Source organism: Ramlibacter cellulosilyticus (genome assembly GCF_014297465.1).
GTDB lineage: Bacteria > Pseudomonadota > Gammaproteobacteria > Burkholderiales > Burkholderiaceae_C > Ramlibacter > Ramlibacter cellulosilyticus.
Genome location: NZ_JACORT010000003.1, coordinates 426,827 through 449,504 on the forward strand (window position 1 = coordinate 426,827; position 22,678 = coordinate 449,504).

General features: G+C 72.8%; 17 protein-coding genes. All 17 read left to right on the top strand.

Going from position 1 to position 22,678, the window contains the following annotated elements:
* Window positions 1-81: 81 nt before the first annotated feature.
* The 17 genes from H8N03_RS10735 to H8N03_RS10815 are packed head-to-tail and all read left to right on the top strand — an operon-like array spanning window position 82 to window position 22,515.
* Entirely contained in the window at window positions 82-330 is a 249-nt protein-coding gene (locus tag H8N03_RS10735; RefSeq protein ID WP_187076155.1) for a hypothetical protein, read from the top strand.
* Window position 331: 1 nt separating this feature from the next.
* A complete protein-coding gene (locus H8N03_RS10740) occupies window positions 332-940 on the top strand; it encodes a Pvc16 family protein (protein WP_187076156.1) in 609 nt (202 codons plus the stop codon).
* Window positions 937-1,788, top strand: coding sequence for a hypothetical protein (locus tag H8N03_RS10745; protein ID WP_187076157.1), 852 nt, complete (start codon window positions 937-939; stop codon window positions 1,786-1,788). The genes H8N03_RS10740 and H8N03_RS10745 overlap by 4 nt, the downstream gene beginning before the upstream one ends.
* A gap of 33 nt (window positions 1,789-1,821) precedes the next feature.
* Window positions 1,822-3,864: a phage tail sheath family protein gene (locus H8N03_RS10750; RefSeq protein WP_187076158.1), complete on the top strand. Its 2,043-nt coding sequence runs from the start codon at window positions 1,822-1,824 to the stop codon at window positions 3,862-3,864.
* 24 nt (window positions 3,865-3,888) lie between these two features.
* Window positions 3,889-4,341: a phage tail protein gene (locus tag H8N03_RS10755; RefSeq protein WP_187076159.1), complete on the top strand. Its 453-nt coding sequence runs from the start codon at window positions 3,889-3,891 to the stop codon at window positions 4,339-4,341.
* A gap of 4 nt (window positions 4,342-4,345) precedes the next feature.
* Window positions 4,346-6,964, top strand: a complete 2,619-nt coding sequence (locus tag H8N03_RS10760) for a phage tail sheath family protein (RefSeq protein WP_187076160.1) — start codon at window positions 4,346-4,348, stop codon at window positions 6,962-6,964.
* 1 nt (window position 6,965) lies between these two features.
* Window positions 6,966-7,421, top strand: coding sequence for a phage tail protein (locus tag H8N03_RS10765; protein WP_187076161.1), 456 nt, complete (start codon window positions 6,966-6,968; stop codon window positions 7,419-7,421).
* Entirely contained in the window at window positions 7,422-8,171 is a 750-nt protein-coding gene (locus tag H8N03_RS10770; protein ID WP_187076162.1) for a CIS tube protein, read from the top strand. It abuts the gene before it with no gap.
* A 9-nt stretch (window positions 8,172-8,180) separates the two neighbouring features.
* Window positions 8,181-8,345, top strand: coding sequence for a hypothetical protein (locus H8N03_RS10775; protein WP_187076163.1), 165 nt, complete (start codon window positions 8,181-8,183; stop codon window positions 8,343-8,345).
* 1 nt (window position 8,346) lies between these two features.
* A complete protein-coding gene (locus tag H8N03_RS10780; protein ID WP_187076164.1) occupies window positions 8,347-9,414 on the top strand; it encodes a phage late control D family protein in 1,068 nt (355 codons plus the stop codon).
* Window positions 9,414-10,136 (top strand): phage baseplate assembly protein V, encoded by a 723-nt coding sequence (locus tag H8N03_RS10785; RefSeq protein WP_187076165.1) that lies wholly within the window; start codon window positions 9,414-9,416, stop codon window positions 10,134-10,136. Before H8N03_RS10780 ends, H8N03_RS10785 begins: the two co-directional genes overlap by 1 nt.
* A 7-nt stretch (window positions 10,137-10,143) precedes the next feature.
* On the top strand, window positions 10,144-12,195 hold the full coding sequence (locus H8N03_RS10790) for a hypothetical protein (protein WP_187076166.1): 2,052 nt from the start codon (window positions 10,144-10,146) through the stop codon (window positions 12,193-12,195).
* Window positions 12,195-12,599 (top strand): GPW/gp25 family protein, encoded by a 405-nt coding sequence (locus H8N03_RS10795; RefSeq protein WP_187076167.1) that lies wholly within the window; start codon window positions 12,195-12,197, stop codon window positions 12,597-12,599. The genes H8N03_RS10790 and H8N03_RS10795 overlap by 1 nt, the downstream gene beginning before the upstream one ends.
* A 3-nt stretch (window positions 12,600-12,602) precedes the next feature.
* Complete coding sequence (locus tag H8N03_RS10800; RefSeq protein WP_187076168.1) at window positions 12,603-14,888, top strand: baseplate J/gp47 family protein; 2,286 nt, start codon at window positions 12,603-12,605, stop codon at window positions 14,886-14,888.
* Complete coding sequence (locus tag H8N03_RS10805; RefSeq protein WP_187076169.1) at window positions 14,888-17,854, top strand: phage tail protein; 2,967 nt, start codon at window positions 14,888-14,890, stop codon at window positions 17,852-17,854. The genes H8N03_RS10800 and H8N03_RS10805 overlap by 1 nt, the downstream gene beginning before the upstream one ends.
* A 14-nt stretch (window positions 17,855-17,868) precedes the next feature.
* Window positions 17,869-20,025, top strand: coding sequence for a hypothetical protein (locus H8N03_RS10810; protein ID WP_187076170.1), 2,157 nt, complete (start codon window positions 17,869-17,871; stop codon window positions 20,023-20,025).
* The gene (locus H8N03_RS10815; protein ID WP_187076171.1) at window positions 20,026-22,515 is read left to right on the top strand and encodes a hypothetical protein; all 2,490 of its coding nucleotides are present in this window, start codon (window positions 20,026-20,028) and stop codon (window positions 22,513-22,515) included. It abuts the gene before it with no gap.
* The last annotated feature ends 163 nt before the right edge of the window (window positions 22,516-22,678 follow it).

Sequence of the window (22,678 nt, forward strand, 5' to 3'; positions counted from 1 at the left end):
AGTGCTTGATTCCGCAGCACTCCACCCCTGGTTCGCGTCTTGCAGGAACACGACGCACAGGCACAGCTGACAGCGAATCCGATGAGCCCGGCGCGACCCACCCCTGGCGAGGTTGCCGACGGCATCGAGAGCTACCTCGCGCAGCACCCGCGCGCCGCCGACACGGCCGCGGGCATCCAGCGATGGTGGCTCGCGCCGCGGTTCGGCGAAGTGCCCGTGGACCTGGTGCAAGAGGCGTTGCACGAACTCGAAAGGCGCGGCGTGGTGAGCAGGCACGAGCTGGCAGGGCAGGTGGTGTACCGGCGCTTCCGCAAGGGGCGGGGCGGCTGACATGGCGACGCACCTCGCCATCGCCGCGGTCGCGCGCACGGTGCTGCGCCTGCTGGAGCAGCAGTGCCCGCGCGACGAGTTCACCGGCACGCCTTCCTTCGCGCTGTACCAGAGCCACGACTTCGGCAACGCCGCGATCAACGAAGGCTTCTCGCTGATGCTGTACCGCGTCGCGGTGAATCCCGGACGCAACCTCGCTCCGCGCCGCGCGGCGGACGGCCTGCGGCGGCGCCCCTCGCTGCCCGTGGACCTGCACTTCCTCCTCACGCCGTGGGCGGCCGAGGCCGAACGGCAACTGCGCCTGCTCGGATGGGCGATGCGCTTCCTGGAAGACAACGCGATCCTCGCCGCCAACGAGCTGAACCACTCGCTGAGCCGCCGCGAGCTGCCGGTGTTCGAGCCCGACGAGACCGTGGAACTCAGTTGCGATCCGCCCGCGATCGCCGACTACCTCGGGCTGTGGGACAAGTACAAGGCCCGCTGGCAGACCTCCATCACCTACGTGGCGCGCATGGTGCGGCTCGACTCCGAGCTCGCGCTGCCCGAAGGCGGCCTCGTGCGCGTCCGCGACCTGCGCGTGGGCACCGAGCAGCTGGAGGAGAGCACGTGAGCGCCGAACCGCGCTTCCTCGTGCCGCGCCAGCTGCGGCCCGGCGCGGACCGCCTGGAGGTGTGGACGCCGTTCGCGGTGATGTTCCGCGACAGCTTCGACGGCCGCGTCGTCGCCGCCGGCCTCCGCGTGGAACTTTCGGATCCCGTCACGCGGCGGATGCAGGCGCTGGAGGCGAACACGCAAGGCATCTTCGTGGCGCACCGTCTGCCGCGCATCCGCCCGGAAGACGCGGACGCGTCGCCTTCGCCGCGGCGCGCCTTCGGCCTGCGCGTGCGCGACCTGCGCGGGCGCTTCCTGCCGCTGCGCCTCTCGCCCGAACTGCCCGTGGCGGGCCTGCTCGACCCCGACGGCCCGGCCTCGCCGCCGGCGGACCTCCCCTTCATCCCGCTGTACAGCGCTTCGACGCGCGGCCTCGGCGGTGGCGTCGGCCTGTTGCGTGCGCAGTTGCGGCGCGCCTCCGACCCCGACGCTCCCCTGTCCTGGGCGCGCGTGGAACTCTGGGCCGGCGTGCTGCGCCTCGGGGAGGGCCTCGCCGACGCCGGCGGCGAAGTGCTGCTGCCCTGCCACCTGCCGCCCCCGCGCGACCCGCCGCTGCACGGCTCGCCCCCCGAGCCCGATGCGGGCTTCGAACGCAATCGCTGGGACGTGCAACTGCGCGCGTACTGGGATCCGGCGCTCGCCGCCGAGCCCGTCCCGGACCTGCAGGCGGTGCGCGCGCAACCCGAAGTCCCGCTGCTGCGCAACGCAGGCTCGCCCCCCGAACCGCTGGGCGCGCTCGTGCTGCGGCCCGGCGCCACGCTCGTCGCGCGCAGCGACGCATCGTCGTTTCTCTTCGCCGGCGCATGACGAGGCGCCGCAGACCCGAGAAGGAGAGCATCCATGCCTGAATACCTGGCCCCGGGCGTCTTCGTGGAGGAGGTGTCCTTCCGCGCCAAGTCGATCGAAGGCGTCTCGACGACCACCACGGGCTTCATCGGCGCCGCGCGCTCCGGCCCCGTGCACCTGGAGCCGGACATCGTCACGAGCCTGGGCGATTTCGAGCAGGTCTACGGCGGCGGCGACGAGCTCGTGTTCAGCGACGCGGGGCGCACGCCCAACTTCCTGTGGCACGCGGTGCGCGCCTTCTTCACGGAAGGCGGCAAGCGGCTCTACGTCTCGCGCGTGTTCCAGGCGGGCGGCGCGGCGGAAGGCGAGCCGGCGCAGCTGTACGAGCCGATCACGGCCGGCGGCGAACTGTCCGTGCCGGCGCCGACGGGTACCGGCGACGCGCTGCGCTATGCCGACGGGCACGCGCGCGTGGTGGACCTCGCCTCGCGCGGCGTGATGGTGCGGGCCCGCCACCCCGGAGCCGTCGGCAACTGGCGCGTGCGCTTCACGTTGCGGGGGCGCGCGAACATCCTCGGCGCGGCCGTCGACCCGGTGAGCCGCGCGCGGCGTACGACGGTGGGGGCGTTGGCCCACCGCGACCTGGTGTGGGTCCGGGACATCACGAGTCCCGCCATCGAAGGCGACCTCGGCCGCTTCCACATCGCACTCTGGAACGAGGACACGGCCACGTGGTCCTTCGAGCCGGTGGAGAGCGGCTCGCCGCCGAGCGCGCCCTCCGGCACGCCGACGCTGGACGAACTGTTCCCCGATCCTTCGCCGGCCGCCGGCGACACGCTGCGCGTCGTGACCCTCTCCATCACGCTGCTGTCGCGGGACGGTACGCGCGAGCTCGCGACCTGGTCGGACCTGCCGCTCGACCCCTCGCACCGACAGGGCGCCGGGCTCGATTCCGTGTTCGACCGCTTCGCCACGTCACCGGCGTCCGCCGCCGACGCGCGCCTGCTGCCGCTGGTGATCGCGCGCGACGGCACGCAGGTGGGCGACGCGGCGGACGTCCTCTCGGTGCTGTTCGACGGGGACGCGCTGCCCCTGCTGCAGCCCTCCGAGACCGAGCGCCTGCGCAACGTGTCGGTGGAGGACAAGCTCACCATGGGCGTGTCCGCCGATTTCCTGCTCGAAGGCGGGCACGACGGCGAACGCCCCGCGGCCGGCGACTATGAAGGCGCGGCGGACCCGCGGCGGTCCTACTCGCTCGGCCTGCGGCAGTTCGAGGACATCGAGGACATCTCCATCGTCGCGGCGCCGGGCTACACCTGGGACTACGCGAACTACGACGAGGACGCGGACGCCATCCAGGGCCTGCTGATCGCGCATGCCGAGCGCATGCGCTACCGCATCGCCGTCCTGGACAGCGCGGAGGGACAGACGATCGCGGAAGTGCGCGACATGCGCGCGCGCATCGACTCGAAGTACGCCGCGCTGTACTACCCGTGGGTCACCGTGCTCGACCCGGTCACGCGCAACGAGATCGACCTGCCCCCCAGCGGCTTCGTCGCGGGCATCTACGCGCGCAACGACGTCGACCGCGGCGTCTACAAGGCGCCGGCCAACGAGGTGGTGCGGCTGGCGCTCGGCTTCGAGACGCTCCTGAACAAGGGCCAGCAGGAGGTCCTCAATCCCGAAGGCATCAACTGCTTCCGCTTCTTCGAGGGCCGCGGCATGCGCCTGTGGGGCGCGCGCACGATCAGCTCGGACCCGGAGTGGAAGTACGTCAACGTGCGGCGCTACTTCGCGTACCTGGAGCGGTCCATCGACAAGGGCACGCAGTGGGCCGTGTTCGAGCCCAACGGCGAGCAGCTCTGGGCGAACGTGCGCCGCACCGTCGAGGACTTCCTCCTCAACGAATGGCAAAGCGGCGCGCTGCTCGGGGACAAGCCGGAGAAGGCGTTCTTCGTGCGCTGCGACCGGTCGACCATGACGCAGAACGACCTGGACAACGGGCGGCTGATCTGCCTCATCGGGGTCGCGCCGCTCAAGCCCGCCGAGTTCGTGATCTTCCGCATCGGCCAGTGGACGGCCGACCGCAAGGTCTGATCCCCGCCACGACAGGAGAAGGCCATGGCCGTCCAGAGAGAGCGCCCTTACGTGCAGTTCAACTTCCTGGTGGACCTGGGCACGGGCACCACCGACGGGCCCGACGCGGGCTTCCAGGAAGTGAGCGGCGTCGGCATGGAGGTGACCGTCGCGGAATACCGCAACGGCAACAGCCGCGAGAACAGCGTGATGAAGGTGACCGGCTTGAACAAGTCCACCGATGTCACCATGAAGCGCGGCGTGATCGGATCGCTGTCGCTCTATGCCTGGCTCAACCAGATCCGCAACGGCGACCAGAACGCGCTGCGCACCGTCACCATCCAGCTGCAGAACGAGGACCACACCCAGGTGGTGCAGACCTGGAAGCTGCTGCGTGCCCGCATCATCAAGCACACCAGCGGCCCCTTCAACGCCAAGGGCACCGACGTGGCGATGGAAGAACTGGTGCTGGCCTACGAGCGGCTCGAGATGGAGTGAAGCCGTGAGCCTGCAGCCGCCGCGCCGCCTGCCGGGCGTCCGTTTCGAAGTGCCGCCCCCGGCGCTCGACGAAGCCCTGCCGCGCATGGACATCGCGTTCTTCGTCGGCTTCGCCACGCGCGGGCCGCTGGTGCGCGCGGTCGCGGTGGAGAGCCTGGCGGAGTTCGAGGCGGTGTACGGCACGGGCATCGCCCTGGCGCGCGACCGCGACACGCGCGAGCCCGTGTCCGGGCTGCTGCATCCGTGCGTGCGCAGCTTCTTCAGCCAGGGCGGGCGGCGGTGCTGGATCCTGCGGGTGGCGGGCGCGTCGGTCGAAGCCTCCATGTTCCCGGTACCGGGCATGCTGCTGGCGACCCCGCGCGAAGGCGGGCAGGGCTGGCAGTTCGCACCCGCATCCTTGCGGGCTGCGACGCCGGGCAGCGGCGCCGACACGCTGCGCGTCGCGGCGCGCACCGAAACGCTGGTGCTGCGCGTGCGGCCCGTGGAGGGCGATGCGGAAGCACTGTCGCTCTCCACGACGGCCGCTGCCGCGGCGCAGTTGCAGGCTGGCGACCTGTTGCGCGTCGAGCGCGATGGCGTGCGGCTGCATGCGCGCGTCGAGGGGATCGGGACCTCCGCAGGGCTGGCCGTTGTGCGGCTGCGCAGCCTGTGCGCGCTGCAGCCGCTGGTGCAAGGCTCTCCCGCAGCGGACGACGGGTCCTCCTGGATCGACGAGGCCGGGCTCTTGCACGTGCGTGACCGCCTGGCGGGCGCGATGCCGCAGCTCGGCGAAGTGCTGCCGCTCGGCGATCCGCTCGCGCCGTCCGCCTGGTTCGCGCTCACGCAAGCGGAGGTGGTGGAAACGGCCACGCGCGACCGCGCGGCGCTGGTCGAACTGCAAGGTCCTGCATGGGAAGAGGCCGACGTCGCGCCGCTCGTACAGGCGTGGTGCGCCGCGGGCGAAGAGCGCGTCGCGCAGGTGCTGCGCGTGCAGTTGCAGGTGCGCGAAGGCAGCGCGGTGCAGGCCTTGTCGCCCGTGCTGCGCAGTGCCCCTGGCGCGTCCGGCCTCGATGCGGTCTTCCCCCTGGTCGCTCCCGCGTCGCCCGACGAGAGCCTCTGGCTGCCCTTGCTGGACCTCCCGGGATTCTCTCCCTTCGTCGCACCCTGGCCGCGCGAGCGCTCCGCGCTGGAACGCGATGGCCTCGCGGATTTCTCGTGGCATGTCTTCGCGGAGCCGGCACTCGCCGGCTACGCGAGCGACGTGCTGGCGGACCGCGCCGAGGCGCTGCTGCTCGCCGGCGGCGAGCCCCGGCCCTTGCGCGGCATGCACGCGCTCTTCGGCGGCGCCGGCGCCGAACTCGTCGACGAGCCGACCTTGCTCGCCATCCCGGATGCCGTGCATCCCGGCTGGATCCCGGCCCCGGAGGTCGTGGCCTGGGAAGAAGGCGAAGCGTTCCCCGATCCGGAGCCGCCGGCCGCGGGACCTTTCGCCGATTGCGCCGCCGAACCGCTGCCCGCGCCGTCCTTCGAGCGCGGCGCCGACCCCGATGCGGCGGGCGGCTTCACCTTGTACTGGACCGACGTGGAGACGGGTGCGACCTACGTGCTGGAAGAAGCCTCCGATCCATCGTTCGCCGCCGCCACGATCCTCCAGGAAGCCCTCGCGAGCCGCTACACCGCCGTCGAACGCCCCGGCGGTTCGTACCACTTCCGCGTGCGCGCGGTGCTCGGGCCGCGCCGCAGCGGCTGGTCGCGCCCGGTGCGCATCACCGTGGGCGAGACGGGCTTCGTGACGAAGCCCTGGCGCTCCGACGAACTGCTCGCCATCCACCGCCTGATGCTGCGCAGCGCGGCGGGCCGCGGCGACGTGCTGGCGGTGCTCGCCTTGCCCGCGCACTTCGACCGCACGCAGGCCATCGCGCATGCGGACGCCCTGCGCGAGCCGCACCCCGCGGGCGGCCCGGTGCATCCCCCCGCGCTCGGCGAGGACGAGGCGCGCGCGCTCTCCCACGGCGCGCTGTACCACCCGTGGCTGGTGATCGTCCGCGACCGCGAGGTGCTGCGCTTCCCGCCCGATGGCGCCGTCTGCGGCCAGCTTGCCGGCAGCGCGCTGCGGCGCGGCGCCTGGATCGCCGTCGCCAACCAGCCGCTGCGCGACGTCGTCGCGCTGCTGCCCGCCGCGCTCGCACCCGACACGCCGCAGCGCCAGGCGCTGCTGGACGCGCAGGTGAACCTGGTGCGCAATGCGCCCCACGGCATCGTGCTCTCGACCGCCGACACGCTGACCCCCGACGCGCCCTGGCGTCCCGTCAACGTGCGGCGCCTGATGGCGCTGCTGCGCCGTTCGGCCCTGAAGCGCGGCGTCACCTATGTGTTCGAACCGAACGGCCCGGCGCTGCGGCGCACGGTGGAGCGTGCCTTCGGCGCGATGCTCGACCTGCTGTTCCGGCGCGGGGCCTTCGCGGGCACGCGCGCGGACGCCGCCTACCGCGTCGACGCGGGCGAGACCCTCAACACGCGGCAGCGCGCCGATGCCGGCCAGTTCTGGGTGGAGCTGCAAGTGGCACCGGCGCTGCCGCTCGAATTCCTCACCGTCCGCGTGGTGCGCGAAGGCGACCGCGTGGCTTCGCGCGAGGTGCACTGACATGGCCGCGACGCCTTTCACCTCGTTCAACTTCGCGGTCGAGATCGTGCCGGACGGCGCCTCGTCGCCGCTGGTGAGCGCCGCGTTCGCGGAGTGCGACGGCCTCGAGATGGGCATGGACGTGAAGACCATCCGCGAAGGCGGCAGCAACGACCGGCAGGTGCGCCTCGCCGGGCCCGCGACCTTCGGGCAGCTCACGCTCAAGCGCGGGATGACCGCGGCGAGCCTGCAGCTGTGGAAGTGGATGGCCGACAGCGTCGCCGATCCGGGCCTGCGCGCGCAGGCCGAGGTGGTGCTCTACGCAGCGGACGGCAGCACCGAGCGCGCCCGCGTGGTGCTGGAGCGCTGCCTGCCGGTGAAGCTGAAGGTGCCGGCCCTGAACGCGAAGGACGGCGGGGTGGCGGTCGAGGAACTGCAGCTCGCCTACGAGTGCTTCACCGTCAAGGCAGGAGGCTGAATGGCCGAACCGCGCAACACCGCGAAGGCGCAGCTCGTCGAGCTCGACGAAGCGCTGAAGGATCCGAAGCCGGGCGGCAAGACCGTCACCGTGCAGTTCAACCCGGAGTCGCTCAAGCTCAGCTTCTCCAACCAGGTCCAGAACAGCAGCACGAGCAGCAACGCGGGCAGCAGCGGCGGGGGCTCGGGCGACCAGTCGCAGGGCACGCAGGGCCGCCAGTTCGTGGGCACGGGAACGACCAAGCTGGCGGTGCAACTCTGGTTCGACGCGAACGCGGCGGGCGAGGGCGGCGATCGCGTGGACGACGTGCGCCGCCTGACGCAGGAAGTCATCTACTTCATCACGCCGCAGGAGGCGAGCTCGGACCCGACCAAGTTCCTGCCGCCGGGCATCCGCTTCGCCTGGGGCTCGTTCCTGTTCAACGGGCTCGTCGACGGCATCGAGGAGACGATCGACTTCTTCTCGCCCGAAGGCAAGCCGCTGCGCGCGAACATCTCGCTCACCCTGTCGCAGCAGACCATCCTGGTCTCCAGCTTCACGGGGTCGGGCCGGGTGCCGGGGCGGCCGCGCGCGCCGGGCACCACGCCGCTCACGCCGGCGGCCGCGGGCAGCACCTTGCAAGGTCTCGCCGGCGGCGCAAGCGGCGACTGGCAGGGGATCGCCGCGGCCAACGGCATCGAGAACCCGCGGCTGCTCGCACCCGGCCAGCTGGTCGACCTCTCGGCGCGTGTCCCGCGCCTGACTTTCTGAGGAGCCGCGATGCCCGTCGTGATCAACGAGTTCGAAGCCGTCGACGCGCCGCCCGCGCCGGCCACGCCGGCAGCGGAAGGCGGCCCGCAACAGCAGCCGCTGCCGCAGCCGGAAGACCTGCGCCGCCTGCTCGACGTGCTTTCGGAGGCGCAGCTTCGGCTGTGGGCGCACTGACATGGACGACGGACGCGCCGCAATCGCCTCCGCCCGGCCGGCCTTCACCGTCGGCGGGGAGGACAGGCCCAAGCTGGATTCCGGGCTGCTGCGGCTCGCGTGCGGCGAGACGGAGGCCGGCCTCGCGCATTGCGAAGCAGAGTTCGGCAACTGGGGCGACGCACAGGGCGGGACGGGCTTCCTCTGGTTCGACCGCGCGACGCTGGACTTCGGCAAGGACTTCGTGGTCAAGATCGGCGGCACCACCGTGTTCGACGGCCGCATCATGGCGCTGGAGGCGCGCTTCCCGCCGCAGGCGCCGCCGACGATCGTCGTGCGCGCGGAGGACCGGCTGCAGGACCTGCGCATGACGCGCCGCACGCGCGTGTTCGACCAGGTGAGCGATGCCGACCTGGTGCAGCAGCTCGCCAACGACCACGGCCTCACCCCGCAGGTGGATCTCGCCGGCGGCACGCACAAGGTGCTGGCGCAGGTGAACCAGAGCGACCTGGCCCTGCTGCGCTCTCGCGTGTTCGCCAACGACGGCGAGCTCTGGCTGGAAGGCAAGACGCTGCATGCGGCGAAGCGCGCCTCGCGGACCGACGCGCAGCTGGAGCTCGTGCACGGCGCGCGCCTGCGCAAGATGGAGGTCTGCGCGGACCTCGCGCACCAGCGCACCGCGGTGCGCTGCACGGGCTGGGACGTCTCGTCCAAGCAGGCCGTGAGCGAGAGCGCGGGCAGCAGCGCGATCGCGTCCGAGGCGAGCGGCGGCACCAGCGGCCCGCAGCTGCTGCAGCAGGCGCTCGGCGAGCGCGAGGACGTGTTCGCGCATGCCGTGCCTTTCGACAGCGGCGCGGCCCGCGACTGGGCCGAGGCGCACCTGCGCGCCTGCGCGCGGCGCTTCGTGCGCGGCCGCGGCATGGCCGATGCCGACGCGCGCATCCGCGTGGGACGGCGCATCACGTTGCAAGGCCTCGGACCCTTGTTCTCCGGCGCCTACGGCGTGGTGGAGGCGTGCCACCGCTTCGACCTGGCGCAAGGCCTCTGGACCGAGTTCGTCGTGGAACGCCCCTGGATCGGAAACCCGTGATGCGCATCGCCGAACCGCCCCTCCTCGAAGCGCTGCTGCAGGCGCGCACGGCCGCCGGCTGGGGCGGGCTGTGGCACGGCGTGCACGTGGGCCTCGTCACCGACATCAAGGATCCGGACGCGCAAGGCCGCATCAAGGTCAAGCTGCCGTGGTCGCCCGACGCGAAGGGCGCCACCTGCGAGCTCTGGGCGCGGCTCGCGACGCTGATGGCCGGGAACAACCGCGGCACCTGGTTCGTGCCCGACGTGGACGACGAGGTGCTGCTCGCCTTCGAGGCCGGCGACCCGCGGCGGCCCTACGTGCTGGGCGCCTTGTGGAATGGGCAGGATGCGCCGCCCGAGTCCATGGACGGCGCGGGCAACAACTACAAGAAGGTGATCCGCTCGCGCAATGGCGTGAAGATCACGCTGGACGACCAGGACGGGCAGGAGAGCCTCGTGCTGGAAACGCCGGGCGGCCAGAAGGTGACGCTCAAGGACGGCCCCGGGTCCGTGGAGATCGTGGACAGCAACGGCAATTCGGTGAAGCTGGAAAGCGCCGGCATCACCATCAACGCCTCGGCGAAGGTGACGGTGCAGGCGAGCCAGGTCAGCGTCTCGGCCGGCATGGTGCAGGTGGACGCCGGCATGTCGAAGTTCTCCGGGGTCGTGCAGGCGGACACGGTGATCGCCAACAGCGTCATCAGCAGTTCGTACACGCCCGGCGCGGGCAACATCTGGTGAGGCGCGCATGATCCGGCACGAGCTCGCATGGACCGCACCGCAGCCGTTCTGGACGGGAACGGCCCGGGCATCGTCGCCCGCCGACGCGCTCGGCGAACCGCAGATCCTGCGCTTCGCGACCGACGACTTCATGGCGGAACTGCTCGCGCGCCTGGAACGCGATCCGGCTTCGCTGGCGGAGTGCGTGGCGTACAGGGAAACGTGGCGCGGTCCCGTCGGCGCGCAGGCTGCCGATCCCGCGCTCTGGCTGCAGGCGAAGCCGCGCAAGCTGCTCGATCTCGAGCGGCTGGTGCGCCGCAAGGCGGGGCCCGCTGCCCCCGCGACGCCCGCGACGACCACGGCTCCCGTCCTCAAGCTGTACCAGCCTGCGCACCAGCGCCACTACCTGGTGGGCGGGGCGCTCGTCTGCCGCACGCCGGGGCTGCCGGACCGGCAGGTCGACCCGGCGCGGCAGAAGGTCGTCTTCGTGCTGCGCCGCCTGTTCCCGGTGGACATGCAGAGGCACGGTCACCGCCTGCCCGAGCCGGTGAACCTCGCGGAATGGGAAGAGCACGCCTTCGAGCCGCAAGGCAAGGGCGGCACCTGGCGCAGCCTCGGGCGCGCCGACCGCGAGGACGCACTGCGCACCGTGCAGCCGCGCGAGGAGCGGCTGCCGATGTTCCCCTCGCATTTCGTGCAGGACGACGGGCTCTCCCGGCGCCTCTTCGTGGGCAACGTGCCGGTCGGTCGCCGCGAGGCTTACCAGGCGGCCACGCGCGTGGGGGAGCAGGGCGCTTCCGGTGCCGCCGCGCCCGCGGGCATGGACCCGCGCGTGGCGCTGTTCCATACGCAGGTGCTGGGTCCGTGGAAGGCCCTCGCCGGGCGCGCGATGCGGGTGACGCTGGAGTCGAGCTACGCGAACGCGCGTCCCGACTTCCTGTTCGAGGCGAACGACGAGAACGAGATCGGCAGCCGCAACGGTCCGCTGGACGCCAAGGGCGTGAAGGCCTTGCGCCAGGCGCGCTCCACCCTGCAGACCGGGTCCTGGTACCTGCTGCTGGACCTGCGCGACTTCCTGGTCGAACACCTGGGCGCAGGGTTCCTGGCGGGCACGGGGCTGTCGCCGGAAGCCTCGGCGCTGCGCAACGCGCTCGACGGCTGCACGATGCCGCTCGCCACCGGCCTGGGCGTGAAGGACCCGGGCGACGTCGCGAGCCTCGTCTCCCCGAAGACCGCGTATGCCGCCGCGAAGGTGCATACCAGCCTGCTTGCGGCCCTCGGCGCCATCGGTGCGTTCCGCGAGCGGCTGGAGTCCGCCACGCGCGCCTACGACATGCCGGCATCGGGCGACGTGCCGGCCGACTGGCCCGACTTCCTCTTCCTGTTCTCCGACCCGTGGTTCGGCCCGCTGCAACCCGTCGCGCCCGGGGCGCCGCTGAACGCCGGCGACTACCTCGTCGAGAAGGTGCAGGCCCGCATCGACACGCTGGCGAACCTGCTCGCCGCGGCGCTGCCCGAAGCCGACCCCAGCGTACCCGTCGCCGAAGCGCCGCTCGCCACGATGACGCCCACCGACATGCGTGACGGCTGGTACCTGATCCGCCTCGTGTACGAGTGCCCCGGTTGTGCGCCGTTCCAGGCGCCCGTGGTGAGCGCCGCGACGCGCCTGTTCCAGATGGCCGGCTTCTTCGACCCGGACGCGCCCGCGCGCCCGATCCGCATCGGCCTGCCGGTGGACATCAGTCCCGCCGGCCTGCGCAAGTTCGACAAGAACACGGCCTTCATGCTGTCCGACATGCTGTGCGGCCAGGTCGATCGCATGAAGGGCATCACCCTGGCCGACCTGGTGCTCAGCGTGCTGCCCTGGCCCTTCCACAAGGACCTGAGCATGCCGGAGAAGGGCGACTGCACGGCCGGCGGGCAGCCGCTGGGCGTGATGTGCTCGCTGTCGATCCCGATCGTCACGCTGTGCGCGCTGCTGCTGCTGATGATCATCGTCAGCATCCTCGACTACTTCTTCCGCTGGATGCCGTACTTCATCATGTGCTTCCCGCTGCCGGGCTTCAAGGGGCGCAAGTGATGGAAGCCTCCCGCGTCTACGGCCAGGGCATGGGCTTCCCGCCGCGCGTGCAGCCGGACGGGCGCATCGCATGGTCGGCGGGCGAGGACAACATCCGCGAATCCATGCGGGTCGTGCTCATGACGGAGCCGGGCGAGCGGCTGCGCCTGCCGCGCTTCGGCGCGGGGCTGGGCCGCTTCCTGTTCGAACCGAACATCGTCGCGACGCACGCGCAGATCGCCGAACGCATCAAGGATGCGCTGGCGCAGTGGGAGCCGCGCGTGCGCGTGCAGGGCGTGGACGTCGCCGCGGACCGCGACGATCCGCACGCGTGCATCGCGACGATCACCTATCGCCTCGTGGCGACCCAGGCACTGGAGCGCGTGTCGCTCGCCGTGCCGGTCGCTTCCGGCGGGAGCGCCTGAGCCATGCCGCTCAACACGCCCGTCATCGACGACCGCCGCTACCAGGACCTGGTGCGCGACGCGCTGGCACGCGTGCCCGTGCACACGCCCGAATGGACGCAGCTCGGGGAGAGCGACCCCGGCGTGACGCTCGTCGAGCTGTTCGCCTTCCTCACGGAAAGCCTCCTGTACCGCGCCAACCGCGTGCCCGAGGTGAGCCGCGGCAAGTTCCTGCGCCTGCTGGGCCTGCCGCTCGCGCCCGCGGCGCCGGCGCGCGGGCTCGTGACCCTGCGCAGCGAGCGTCCCGACCCGCGCACGGAGACCGTGCTGCCCGGCACCGAGCTGCGCGCGGGGCAGGTCGCCTTCCGCATGCGCGACGGCATCGACGTGCTGCCGGTGGAGGCGCGGGCCTACGTCAAGTTCGCGGTCACGCCCGACGACGCGGAGACGGAGTACTACCGCCTGCTGTACACGGCGGCGCAGGCGCAGTCGCCCGACGCGGACCTCACCATGTACGAGACGCGGGCGCTGGACGCGCGCAGCATCGTCGACCTCGCGCGCGACACCGTGGACGGCGCGCTGTGGATCGCGCTGTTGCGGCCCAAGGGTTCCGACCCGGACGCCGTCCGCGCGCAGCTCGCCGGGCGCACCCTGTCGCTCGGCCTCGTGCCCTCTGTCGACGACGTGCCGAAGACGCTGGGCACCACCGGCGCCGGCGGGCACGATGCCGCCAGCGCGCTGGTGCGCTACGAACTGCCTGCCGTGGACGCGACCTCGCCCGGCGGCGACGGCCTGCGGCAGCCCGCGTACCGCGTGCGCGACGCGCGCAGCAGCGAAGACGTGCTCGCCGGGCCCGCGGTCGTCGAGATCCCCATGCCGGCCGCTGCGGCGCAGATCGACACCTGGCGCGACCTCGATCCGCTGGAAGCGGGCGTCGGCGACTTCCCGCCGGCCATCGAGGACTCCGCGCTCGCGGACCGCGTGCTCACGTGGCTGCGCGTCGTGCCCTCCGCCTCGGCGCGCGCGCGCTTCCTGTGGGCCGGCGTGAATGCCGCGCGCGTCGAGCAACGCGTCGCCGTGCGCAACGAACTGCTCGGCGAAGGCGACGGCCGCACCGACCAGGTGTTCCGGCTCGCGCGTGCCGGCGTCGTCGAAGGCTCCGTGCGCCTCGACGTGCTGCAGGGCGGCACCACGCAGGCCTGGCAAGCCATCGACGACCTCATGGCGGCCGGCCCTGAAGTGCGCGCGGCGGACAGCCGCCGTGCACCGGGTCAGGCGTGGCGCGACCCGCGGCCCGCCGAGGTGTTCCTCGTCGACGAAGAGGCCGGCGTGCTGCGCTTCGGCGACGGCCTGCGCGGCCGGCGGCCGGCGGCGGGTGCCCGGCTCGTGGCGCACTACGACACCTGCGACGGCGCGCTGGGCAACGTGCCCGAGCACGCGATCACTGGCGGCCCCGCGCTGCCGCCCGGCATGAAGGCGGACAACCCCGTGCCCACCTGGGGCGGCGCGGACAAGGAAGACGTGGCCGACGGCGAGCGCCGCGTGGCGCACTTCATCCGCCACCAGGATCGGCTCGTGACGGCCGACGATTTCGTCGAGATCGCCCGGCGCGCGCCCGGCGTCGACCTGGCGCGCGTGGAAGTCCTCCCTGCCTATCATCCCGACCTCGGCGCGAGCGAGCCCGGCGACGCCCCCGGGGCGGTCACGCTGATGGTCGTGCCGCGCAACGATCCGCGCGACCCGCTGGCGCCCGCGCCCGATCGCGCCCTGCTGGACGCGCTGTGCCGCCACCTCGATCCCCGCCGCCTGGTGACCACCGAGCTGGTGCTGCGCGGTCCCGACTACCAGGACGTGTGGATCTCGCTCGGCATCACGGTGGCCGGCGGTTTCACCGTGCCCGACGTGCGCGACAGGGTGAAGCGGCGGCTGCTGGAATACCTCGCGCCGGCGCGCGATGCGGAACGTGCGCGCGAGGAGGGCAACAGCGCCCTCGCGCTGCCCGGCATGGAGGACGGCTGGCCCTTGCGCAAGTCGGTGCACCGGCTCGAGCTGCTCGCGGAGGCGAGCCGCGAACCGGGCGTGCTGCGCGTGGACGAACTGCTGCTCTCGCGCGGGTCCGAAGGCGACATGCCCGAAGTCCCCATGGCGGGACTGCAGCTGCCGCGGGTCGCGGGCCTCGCCGTGGAGGCCGGCAGCGCCCAGCCGCTGGACGCGCTGCGTGGCCGCACCAGCGGGGACACGACCGGGACCGGCGCCAACGGCCAGCCGCGCCGCGTCGTGCCGGTGCCCGTGGTGCCGCAGGAGTGCTGATGAAGGACGCCAACGGCTCCCGCTTCGAACTCCTGCTCGGCGAGCCGGACTGGGGCCGCTGCCGTGCGCCGGCCGCGGATGGCAGCCTGCGGCCGCTGGCAGCCATCTGGTCCGACGAGGACGAGGCCGAGTCGCTGGTGTTCGAGCCCGAGTCGCAGAGCCTCACGCTGGCGCCGCGGGTCGCGCGCTTCCGTGCCGCACCGACCGATACGCCCGCCGACGCGGCGCGCCGGCTCGGCGCGGCCAGCGATGCGTTCGGCAACGTGTACTGGATCGCGCAGGGCGGCGCGCGCATCGAGGTGCTGGCGCGCGACGGGCTCGTGCCCGCATTGCACTCGCTGGCGGAGGACGCGCCCGAAGCCGCGGGCGAGGGCGACTTCGCGCCACTCACCGCCCCCGTCGCCCGTACGCGGGTGTTGCGCGGCCTCGCGGTGACGGCCCAGCACCACCTCGTGGCCGGCGTGTTGCCGGAGCGGGACGCCACGGGCACCCTCGTCACGGCCGGTGGGCTGCGCGTGTACGACCTGCTCGCGGGCGGCCCGCCGCTGCCGGTGCGCTGGCCGCGGCACTGGCCCTTCGAGCCGTTCGCGATCGCGTCGCGTCCGGGCGGCGGCGTGGCCGTGCTCGATCGCACGCACGCGCGCGTCTGGCTGCTGGACCGGCGCCTGGGCATGCATGCCGTGTTCCCGGTCGAAGCGGCCGATGCGTCGCAGCCGGACGATTTCACCGGCGAGGACGATCGCACGCCAGCCGCCCCTGCGCCGCGGCAGCCCTGGTTCGCCCTCGTCGTGGACGCGGCGGGAGGCGGCGACCCCGTGGCGCTCGCCGTGCTGCGCGACCACTCCGTGCTCGTCCTGGACGGGGAGGGCGCCGATGGCTTCGCACTCCTGTCCTTCTATGAAGCCGGTGCGCTGCGCGCGCGGCTCTCCACCCGCTGCATCCTGGACGTGCTCGATGCCGACGAGCGCGAGGGCTTCGTGCTGCGCGGCCATGACGCGGCGCTCGCCGTCGTCGCCGACGACCAGCCCGAACGCATCGTCGTCGCCTCGCACGAAGGCAACCAGTGCTTCGCCTTCGACCTCGTGGAAGAGGACGACGGCACGCTGCGCCTGAAGCCGGTGCGCAGCTTCCTGCCCATGCGCCGCTTCGCCGGCAAGGGGCTGGTGCGTCGCCGTCCCGACGGGCCGGTCGCCATGCCGGAGGACACGGGCCTGCTGTACGACGGCGCCGGCGTGTGGCTGCCGCTCGTGCGCGAGCGCCGGCCGCGCTACGCGCCCACCGGAGAGTTCGAGACGCCGGTCTTCGACAGCGGCGAGCCCGCGTGCACCTGGCACCGCGTGGTGGTCGACGGCTGCATCCCGCCCGGCAGCCAGGTGCGCATCGCGACGCGTGCCTCGGACCTCGCGCTGGAACTGCCGGACCAGCCGTATCGCAGCGAGCCGCTGCCGGTGCTGCGCCCCGACGGGAGTGAACTGCCCTGGCTGCAGGACGGGCCCACCGTGCGCACCGATGCCGCGCATGGCCGCGGTGCCTGGGAGCTGCTGCTGCAGCGCGCCCGCGGGCGCTACCTGCAGCTGCACGTGGTGGTCGACAGCGCCGACGAACTCGCGACGCCGCGCCTGTTCGCGCTGCGGGCCTGGTCCCCGCGCTTCTCGTACGCGCGGCGCTACCTGCCGGCGGTGTACCGCGAGGACGAAGCTTCCTTCGATTTCCTCGAGCGCTTCCTCGCCAACTTCGAAGGCATGTTCACGGCGCTGGAAGACCGCATCGCCGCGGCAGCGGCCCTGTTCGACGTGCGCACCGCGCCGGCCGAGACGCTGGACTGGCTCGCCGGCTGGCTGGGCCTGGTGCTCGACCCTGCCGTGTCGCCGGACCGCAAGCGCGAGCTGATCCGCTTCGCGGTGCCGCTGTTCCGCTACCGCGGCACGACGCAAGGCCTGCGCCTGGTCACCGAGCTCGTGCTCTCCGACTGCGTGCGTCCCGAGGACTTCGCGCTGCCGCAGCGCTCGCAGCAGCAGCCGCGCGGGGTGCGCATCGTGGAGCGCTTCCTCGCGCGCCGGCTGCCGCGCGCCCTGCTCGGCGAAACCGTGGTCGATGCGCCGCGGCGCGTGCAGCCCGGAGATCGCTGGTCGGTGCAGGAAGGGCCGGAAGGCCTCGACCGCCGCTTCCGCGCCGCGCTCGCTGATGAAGGGTTCGAGGACGCGGACAGCCAGGCCTTCGCGCCCGTGCCCCCGCCAGACGCCACGGTCGCTGCCGCGTGGCAGCGCTTCTGCGCGGCGCAGCTCGGTGCCGTGCCGCAGCTCGCGGAGGCGCTGCGCGCGCGCTGGGCCGCGACGGTCACCGCGCTGCCGGAGGCGGACCGCCATGGCCTCGGCCCGGAGCTGCCGCGCGACTGGCCCGCGAACGCGAATGCCCAGGCGCTGTGGCGCCGCTTCGTCACGCAAGGCCTGCCGCGCGACCTGCGCCGCTGGCTCGCACGCTGGCAGGCCTTCCTCGCGCGCCGCTACGGGCGCATCGACGCCTACGCGCGTGCGTGGGCCGCGAACTGGCCCGCCTTCGACCTGGTGCCCGCACCGGCGGTGCTGCCGCGGGCACAGCACGCGCTCGCGGACTGGGCCTTGTTCGAGACGCGCCTGGAACCGATGGCGGCCGCCGCGCACCGCTTCCTGGTGCTGGTGCCCACCAGCGGGCCACTGGAGCGGGCCGAGGTGCTCGCGGGCCGGATGGACTGGGCGCGCCGCGTGGTGGCGCTGGAGAAGCCCGCGCACACCGTGTTCGACGTCGGCCCGTACTGGGCGCTGTTCCGCACCGGCTTCGCGCGGCTCGGGCTCGACACGCTGCTGGGCGAAGGCAGCCGCGCCCCGTCGCTGGCGCCGCAGCTCGTGGTGGCGCAGGGCCAGGTGGGGGCGAGCCGCATCGCGTTCGGGAAACAGTCGGATGGCGACCGGCTCGTGCTGGCCTGCTGAACGAGGAGAGTGTCATGGGATGCTGCACAGCGAACGAGACGGGCCCCGGCGCCGAAGCGGCGGACCCGTGCAAGCGCGTCAACTACACGCTGGGCATGCTGCTCGGGGTCGACGACTTCGTGCAGGAGTCCGCGTACCACCTCGCGCGCAACCGGGAGCTCGCGCGCGAACTCCTCGGCTACGGCACGGCGCACGGGCTGCGCGTGCTCGTCGAGAACGGAAGGGATGCCCAGGGGCAGGACGGCACGCGCCTGCGCGTCACGCCGGGCATGGCCTGGATGCCGTCGGGCACGCCGGTGTGCATCTCGTCCGACCAGTGCGCGAGCCTGACGGACTGGGTGCGGACCCATCGCGCGGACCTCGGCACGGACAGCTCGGGCCGGATGCTGCGCTCCATCTACGTCGTGCTCTCGCATGCGGAGTGCCTCACCGACAACGTGCCGATCCCGGGCGAGCCGTGCCGCGACGACAGCGACCTCATGCAGCCCTCGCGCGTGGCGGACGGTTTCCGGCTGGAGCTGCGCCTGCAGCCGCCGCCGCAGCGCGAAGAGGATGCCTTGCGCGACTTCGTGGCCTGGTTGCTGAACCTGCCGCTCGCGCCGTCTTCGCCCGTGCTCACGGCCGACCAGCTCACGGACGCCGTGCGCGAGGCGGCGCGCGCGTGGCTGGAGCCCGATTCGCCGCCCACGTCGCCGCCGACCTGGCCTTCCGACTACATGAGCGGCGAGGCGCCGGCGGGAACCACCGAGGAGCTGTTCGCCACGGCGCTGCGCCTGTGGGTCACGGAGCTGCGGCCGCTGTGGATGGCGCGCGCGGATTGCGGCTGCCATGCCGAGCCCATCGCGCCCAAGGACGATGCGGTGCTGCTCGCCGAGCTCGGTTTGCACCTGGTGGACTCCGGCGGCTGGGTGCTGGAGTCGCGCACGGTCGACGGCAGGGAAGTCGGCTGGGTCGACGTCGAGGAAGGGCGCCGGCCGTACCTCCTGAGCCTGCGCATGGTGCAGGAACTCGTCGCGCGCCATCCGGTGCCCGATCCTGCCGACACCGTGGTGAGCGAGACGTCCTTCGGCCAGCCGCCCGGCGCCGGCCATGCGCTGCGCTTCTCGCGCGAGGACCACACCCACGGCACGCCGGTGCTGCCCGCGCTCGGCGGCGACCTCTCCGGCACGCTGGAAGACGCACGCATCGAGTCCCTGCAAGGGACGCGGCTGGAAGCGACCAGCCCGCTGGCCGAGGGCGACGTGCTGACGCTGGACGGCGGCATCTGGGTGCCGCGCCCCTTGCCCGAGCTGGGAGGCGACCTGTCGGGAACGATGGACGCCGCCGCCATCCAGAGCCTGCAAGGCGTGCCGCTCGTGCACGGCAGCCCGCTCGTGGAAGGCCAGGTGCTCACCCTGCACGGCGGGCAATGGATGCCGCGGCCCCTCCCTGTGCCACCCGCCCCGCCGCAGCAGCAGTCCGTCGCCCGTGGCAACAAGGCCGCCTACGAGATCGTGGCCGCCGCGGAGGTGGAACTCTCGCTGCTGATGCCCGCGGCGGGGCGCACCCCAGGCGGCAAGATCACGCAGCGCTACGGCGCCATCGACTTCGCGGGCACGGCGATCCAGATGCAATCGTCGACGCGGGCGCAACTGCATTTCGTCGTGATGGTCGACGAGGTGAAGCCCTTCGTCGGCCACGTGGTCAAGCTCACGCCGGTGTGGCTGCCGAAGACGCCGTTCGGGTTCCGCGTCTACCTCCTGGGCGGCGTCACCGCGGGACCCATCACCCCGACCCCGGCGCCCACGCCCACGAGCACGCCAACGCCCGCGCCGGCCCCGACCCCCACCCCGACCCCCACGCGCGCCCCGACACCATCGCCGACCCCCACGACCACGCCGGCGCCGACACCTACGCTGACGCGTCCTCCCGCACCCGGCGTGACGGTGGGACCCATCACGACCCCACCCGTCGCCACGCTGCGCCCGCCCGTGGTCACGCTCGCGCCCGTCGCCGGTCCCGTCGTGCGGCCGGAGCTGATCCGCGAGACCAGCACCCTCGGTGTGGCGGTGCGCGCGCCGCGCATGCAGCTCGCCTTCACCGTGCTGCTGGTGCCGGACGACGACTTCACCAGGACCGCGATGCCCTTCGGGCTGCAGCTCGAAGTGAGCCGCTTCGGCAAGGAGGCGTAGATGGCCGCCGATACCGCGGTACGCGCCGGCATGCCCTTGCTGGAGCAGGGCATCCGCGCCGTCAACTTCTTCAACGGCCGGCTCGTCACGAGCCGCGACATGGCGCGCGACCAGCAGGCCCGGCGCGAGGGCGACGCGCGGCTCGGCCAGGCGATCGGCGGCGGCGTGGTGCAAGGCCTGGGCGTCGAGCGCTCGGGCGCAGGCACGGCGCGGCGGCTCACGGTGCGTGCCGGCCTCGCGCTGAACGGGGAAGGGCAGGCCCTGTGCCTCGGCAACGACCAGGTGCTCGCCCTCGTCCCGGAGGACGAGGAAGCGCCCGCGACGGCGGGCGGCTTCGGCGCCTGCGCCGTGCTCACCGGCGGCAGCTACGTCGCGGGCGACGGGCTCTACGTGCTGGCGCTCGCGCCGGCCCTGCAACCGGAGGGGCGCGCCGAGGTGCTGGCGCTGGAACCCGGCAACGCGCGCTGCAATTCCGACGCGGTGGTCGAAGGCGTCCAGTTCCGGCTGCTGCGCGTTCCTTCGGACGTGCTGCAGGCGCACGCACTCGACACCGACGTCGCCGCCGACAAGGCGGTGTCCCTCCTGCGCAGCGAAGCGGCCGCCGCCTGCTTCGGCCAGCGCGCCCGCGGCGAAGCGCACGCGCGCGCGGTCGCGTCCTTGCGCTGGGGTGCGGAGAGTGGGCAGGATCCCGGCGAGGACGAAGCCCCCGGCCTGCTGGCCGACATGGCCACGCGCGGCCTCTCCGCATGCGACGTGCCGCTCGCGCTCGTCTTCCTGAATGCGGCCAGTGGCGTTGCCTTCGTGGATACGTGGGCCGTGCGGCGGCAGGTGGGTGCGTCGCTCGCTTCGCAGGCGTGGGGCGCGTGGGCGGGCGCGCGCGGCGAGGCACTCGCGCAGGCGCGGCTGGCACAGTTCCAGCAGCACCTGTCCGACCTGCCTTCGGGCGCGCTCGCGACCCTTCGCGCGAACGAATGGTTCCGGTGGCTGCCGCCGGCGGGATTCCTCGAAGTGGCGGGGACGACGATCGACTGGCGAACCTTCCTCGGCGGGCAGGCGCCGCAGAAGGAAGTGGTGCTGGCGCCGGCGGACGCGCCCGGCGTCGTCGCCGAGGCCCTGCGCCGCGATCCCCTGCCGCTCGCGAGCGGCTCGCGCGGCCTGCGCGTGTTCCGCCTGGGCAGCAGCGGCCCGCGCCTGTTCGTGCGCAACGCCGCCCGCATGCGGCACGCGGAGGAGGTCTGGCTCGACGGCGAGCGTGCGGGCCTTCCCGGCGTGGACGACGTGCAGCTCGCACTGGACAAGCTCGCCAGGCGAACGTGCGCGCAGGTCGTGCTCCGTCCCGAGCTGGGCGAAGACGCCGCGCGCGCCTTGTTCGAGCGGCTGTCCGGCAACGACGAGGTGGCGCTCTGCATCGAGAGCGGCATCCTGGACCTCGAGCGGCCCCTGGTCCTCGCGCGGGCGGGCGACGTGCAGATCCGCGGCCATGGCGCCGGGTCGCTGCTGCGCTGCCGTGCCGGCGAAGCGGCGCTGCGCATCGAGCGCTGCCGCTCGGTGACCGTGAGCGACCTCGCGGTGGCCGGTGGCGAACCTGCCGAAGGCAAGGCAGGCGAGGGCGTGGGCCTGCTCGGCGCGCTGACGGTCCTCGACACGCCCAGCGTGCGCATCGAGCGCGTCACGGCGAGCTGCGAAGGCGCCGATTCGCTCATGGCGCGTGCGATCACCGTGATGAACCGCGAGAAGCGTTCGGCCGGCACGGAAGGGCCCACGCGGGTGCACGTGTCGGAGTGCGAGCTGCGCGTGGGCGCGGGGCAGGAAGGCCTCGGCTGCATCGGGTGCCACTGGATCGTGGCGCGCCACAACATGGTGTTCGCCACGGACACCGACGAGGCGATGGGCTGCGGCATCGTCGTGGCGGGACAGGTCGCGCTGGAGGTGCGCGTCGAGGACAACCTCGTCGGGCTGGGCAGCCGCGGCATCGCCGTCGGCCTTTCGGACGGGGAGGACGAATCCGCCCTGCAGGCGGACCACGTCGTGCTCTCGGGCAACCGCATCGTGCTGGTCGTGCCGCCGGACTGGGAACGCGGCAAGAAGGCGGCGCAAGGCACGTCGCGCTACGACGGGATGTTCGTGGGCAATGCGCAGTCGGTGCGGGTGCAGGCCAACCATGTCTCGGTCGGGGCCGTTGCTCGCCCGGAGATCGGCATGGCCGTCGGCACCAACCTGAAGCCGAAGGCGCGGCGGAAGAAGGCCACGCCCGGCGGCGGCCGCGGCCTGCTGCTGTACGGCGTCTACGGCCCGCGCCTGCTGGTGCGCGACAACCATTTCGTCAACACCAGCATCGGCATCGAGATCGCCAGCGCGGGGGAGGTCCCCGGGCGGGAGTCCTGCCTGTGGCAGGTCGCCTGCAATCTGGGCGAAGGCGTGGGCACCCTGCTCAAGGCGCAGGGCAACCTCATGGACACCCTGCGGCAGGCGGACAACGTGCCGGAGTGAGGCCATGGACTGTTTGTGCGTGCATGCCGCGGTAGGTGAAGCAGGTGATTGGAAACGTTGCGCGTCGATCCGTGAGGACGACGGAACGCACGCGGAAACTTGCCGAGCGGGTTCGAATCCCGCGCACGCCGGGGCGGTGGCCATGATGGCCCCGCCCCACTTT

Excerpts from the sequence above, each read along its gene's own strand:
- H8N03_RS10795 (WP_187076167.1), top strand. The coding sequence starts at position 12,195 with ATGGAAGCCTCCCGCGTCTACGGCCAGGGCATGGGCTTCCCGCCGCGC.
- H8N03_RS10790 (WP_187076166.1), top strand. The coding sequence starts at position 10,144 with ATGATCCGGCACGAGCTCGCATGGACCGCACCGCAGCCGTTCTGGACG.
- H8N03_RS10785 (WP_187076165.1), top strand. The coding sequence starts at position 9,414 with ATGCGCATCGCCGAACCGCCCCTCCTCGAAGCGCTGCTGCAGGCGCGC.
- H8N03_RS10800 (WP_187076168.1), top strand. The coding sequence starts at position 12,603 with ATGCCGCTCAACACGCCCGTCATCGACGACCGCCGCTACCAGGACCTG.
- H8N03_RS10780 (WP_187076164.1), top strand. The coding sequence starts at position 8,347 with ATGGACGACGGACGCGCCGCAATCGCCTCCGCCCGGCCGGCCTTCACC.
- H8N03_RS10735 (WP_187076155.1), top strand. The coding sequence starts at position 82 with ATGAGCCCGGCGCGACCCACCCCTGGCGAGGTTGCCGACGGCATCGAG.
- H8N03_RS10750 (WP_187076158.1), top strand. The coding sequence starts at position 1,822 with ATGCCTGAATACCTGGCCCCGGGCGTCTTCGTGGAGGAGGTGTCCTTC.
- H8N03_RS10775 (WP_187076163.1), top strand. The coding sequence starts at position 8,181 with ATGCCCGTCGTGATCAACGAGTTCGAAGCCGTCGACGCGCCGCCCGCG.
- H8N03_RS10755 (WP_187076159.1), top strand. The coding sequence starts at position 3,889 with ATGGCCGTCCAGAGAGAGCGCCCTTACGTGCAGTTCAACTTCCTGGTG.
- H8N03_RS10765 (WP_187076161.1), top strand. The coding sequence starts at position 6,966 with ATGGCCGCGACGCCTTTCACCTCGTTCAACTTCGCGGTCGAGATCGTG.
- H8N03_RS10815 (WP_187076171.1), top strand. The coding sequence starts at position 20,026 with ATGGCCGCCGATACCGCGGTACGCGCCGGCATGCCCTTGCTGGAGCAG.
- H8N03_RS10770 (WP_187076162.1), top strand. The coding sequence starts at position 7,422 with ATGGCCGAACCGCGCAACACCGCGAAGGCGCAGCTCGTCGAGCTCGAC.
- H8N03_RS10805 (WP_187076169.1), top strand. The coding sequence starts at position 14,888 with ATGAAGGACGCCAACGGCTCCCGCTTCGAACTCCTGCTCGGCGAGCCG.
- H8N03_RS10810 (WP_187076170.1), top strand. The coding sequence starts at position 17,869 with ATGGGATGCTGCACAGCGAACGAGACGGGCCCCGGCGCCGAAGCGGCG.
- H8N03_RS10740 (WP_187076156.1), top strand. The coding sequence starts at position 332 with ATGGCGACGCACCTCGCCATCGCCGCGGTCGCGCGCACGGTGCTGCGC.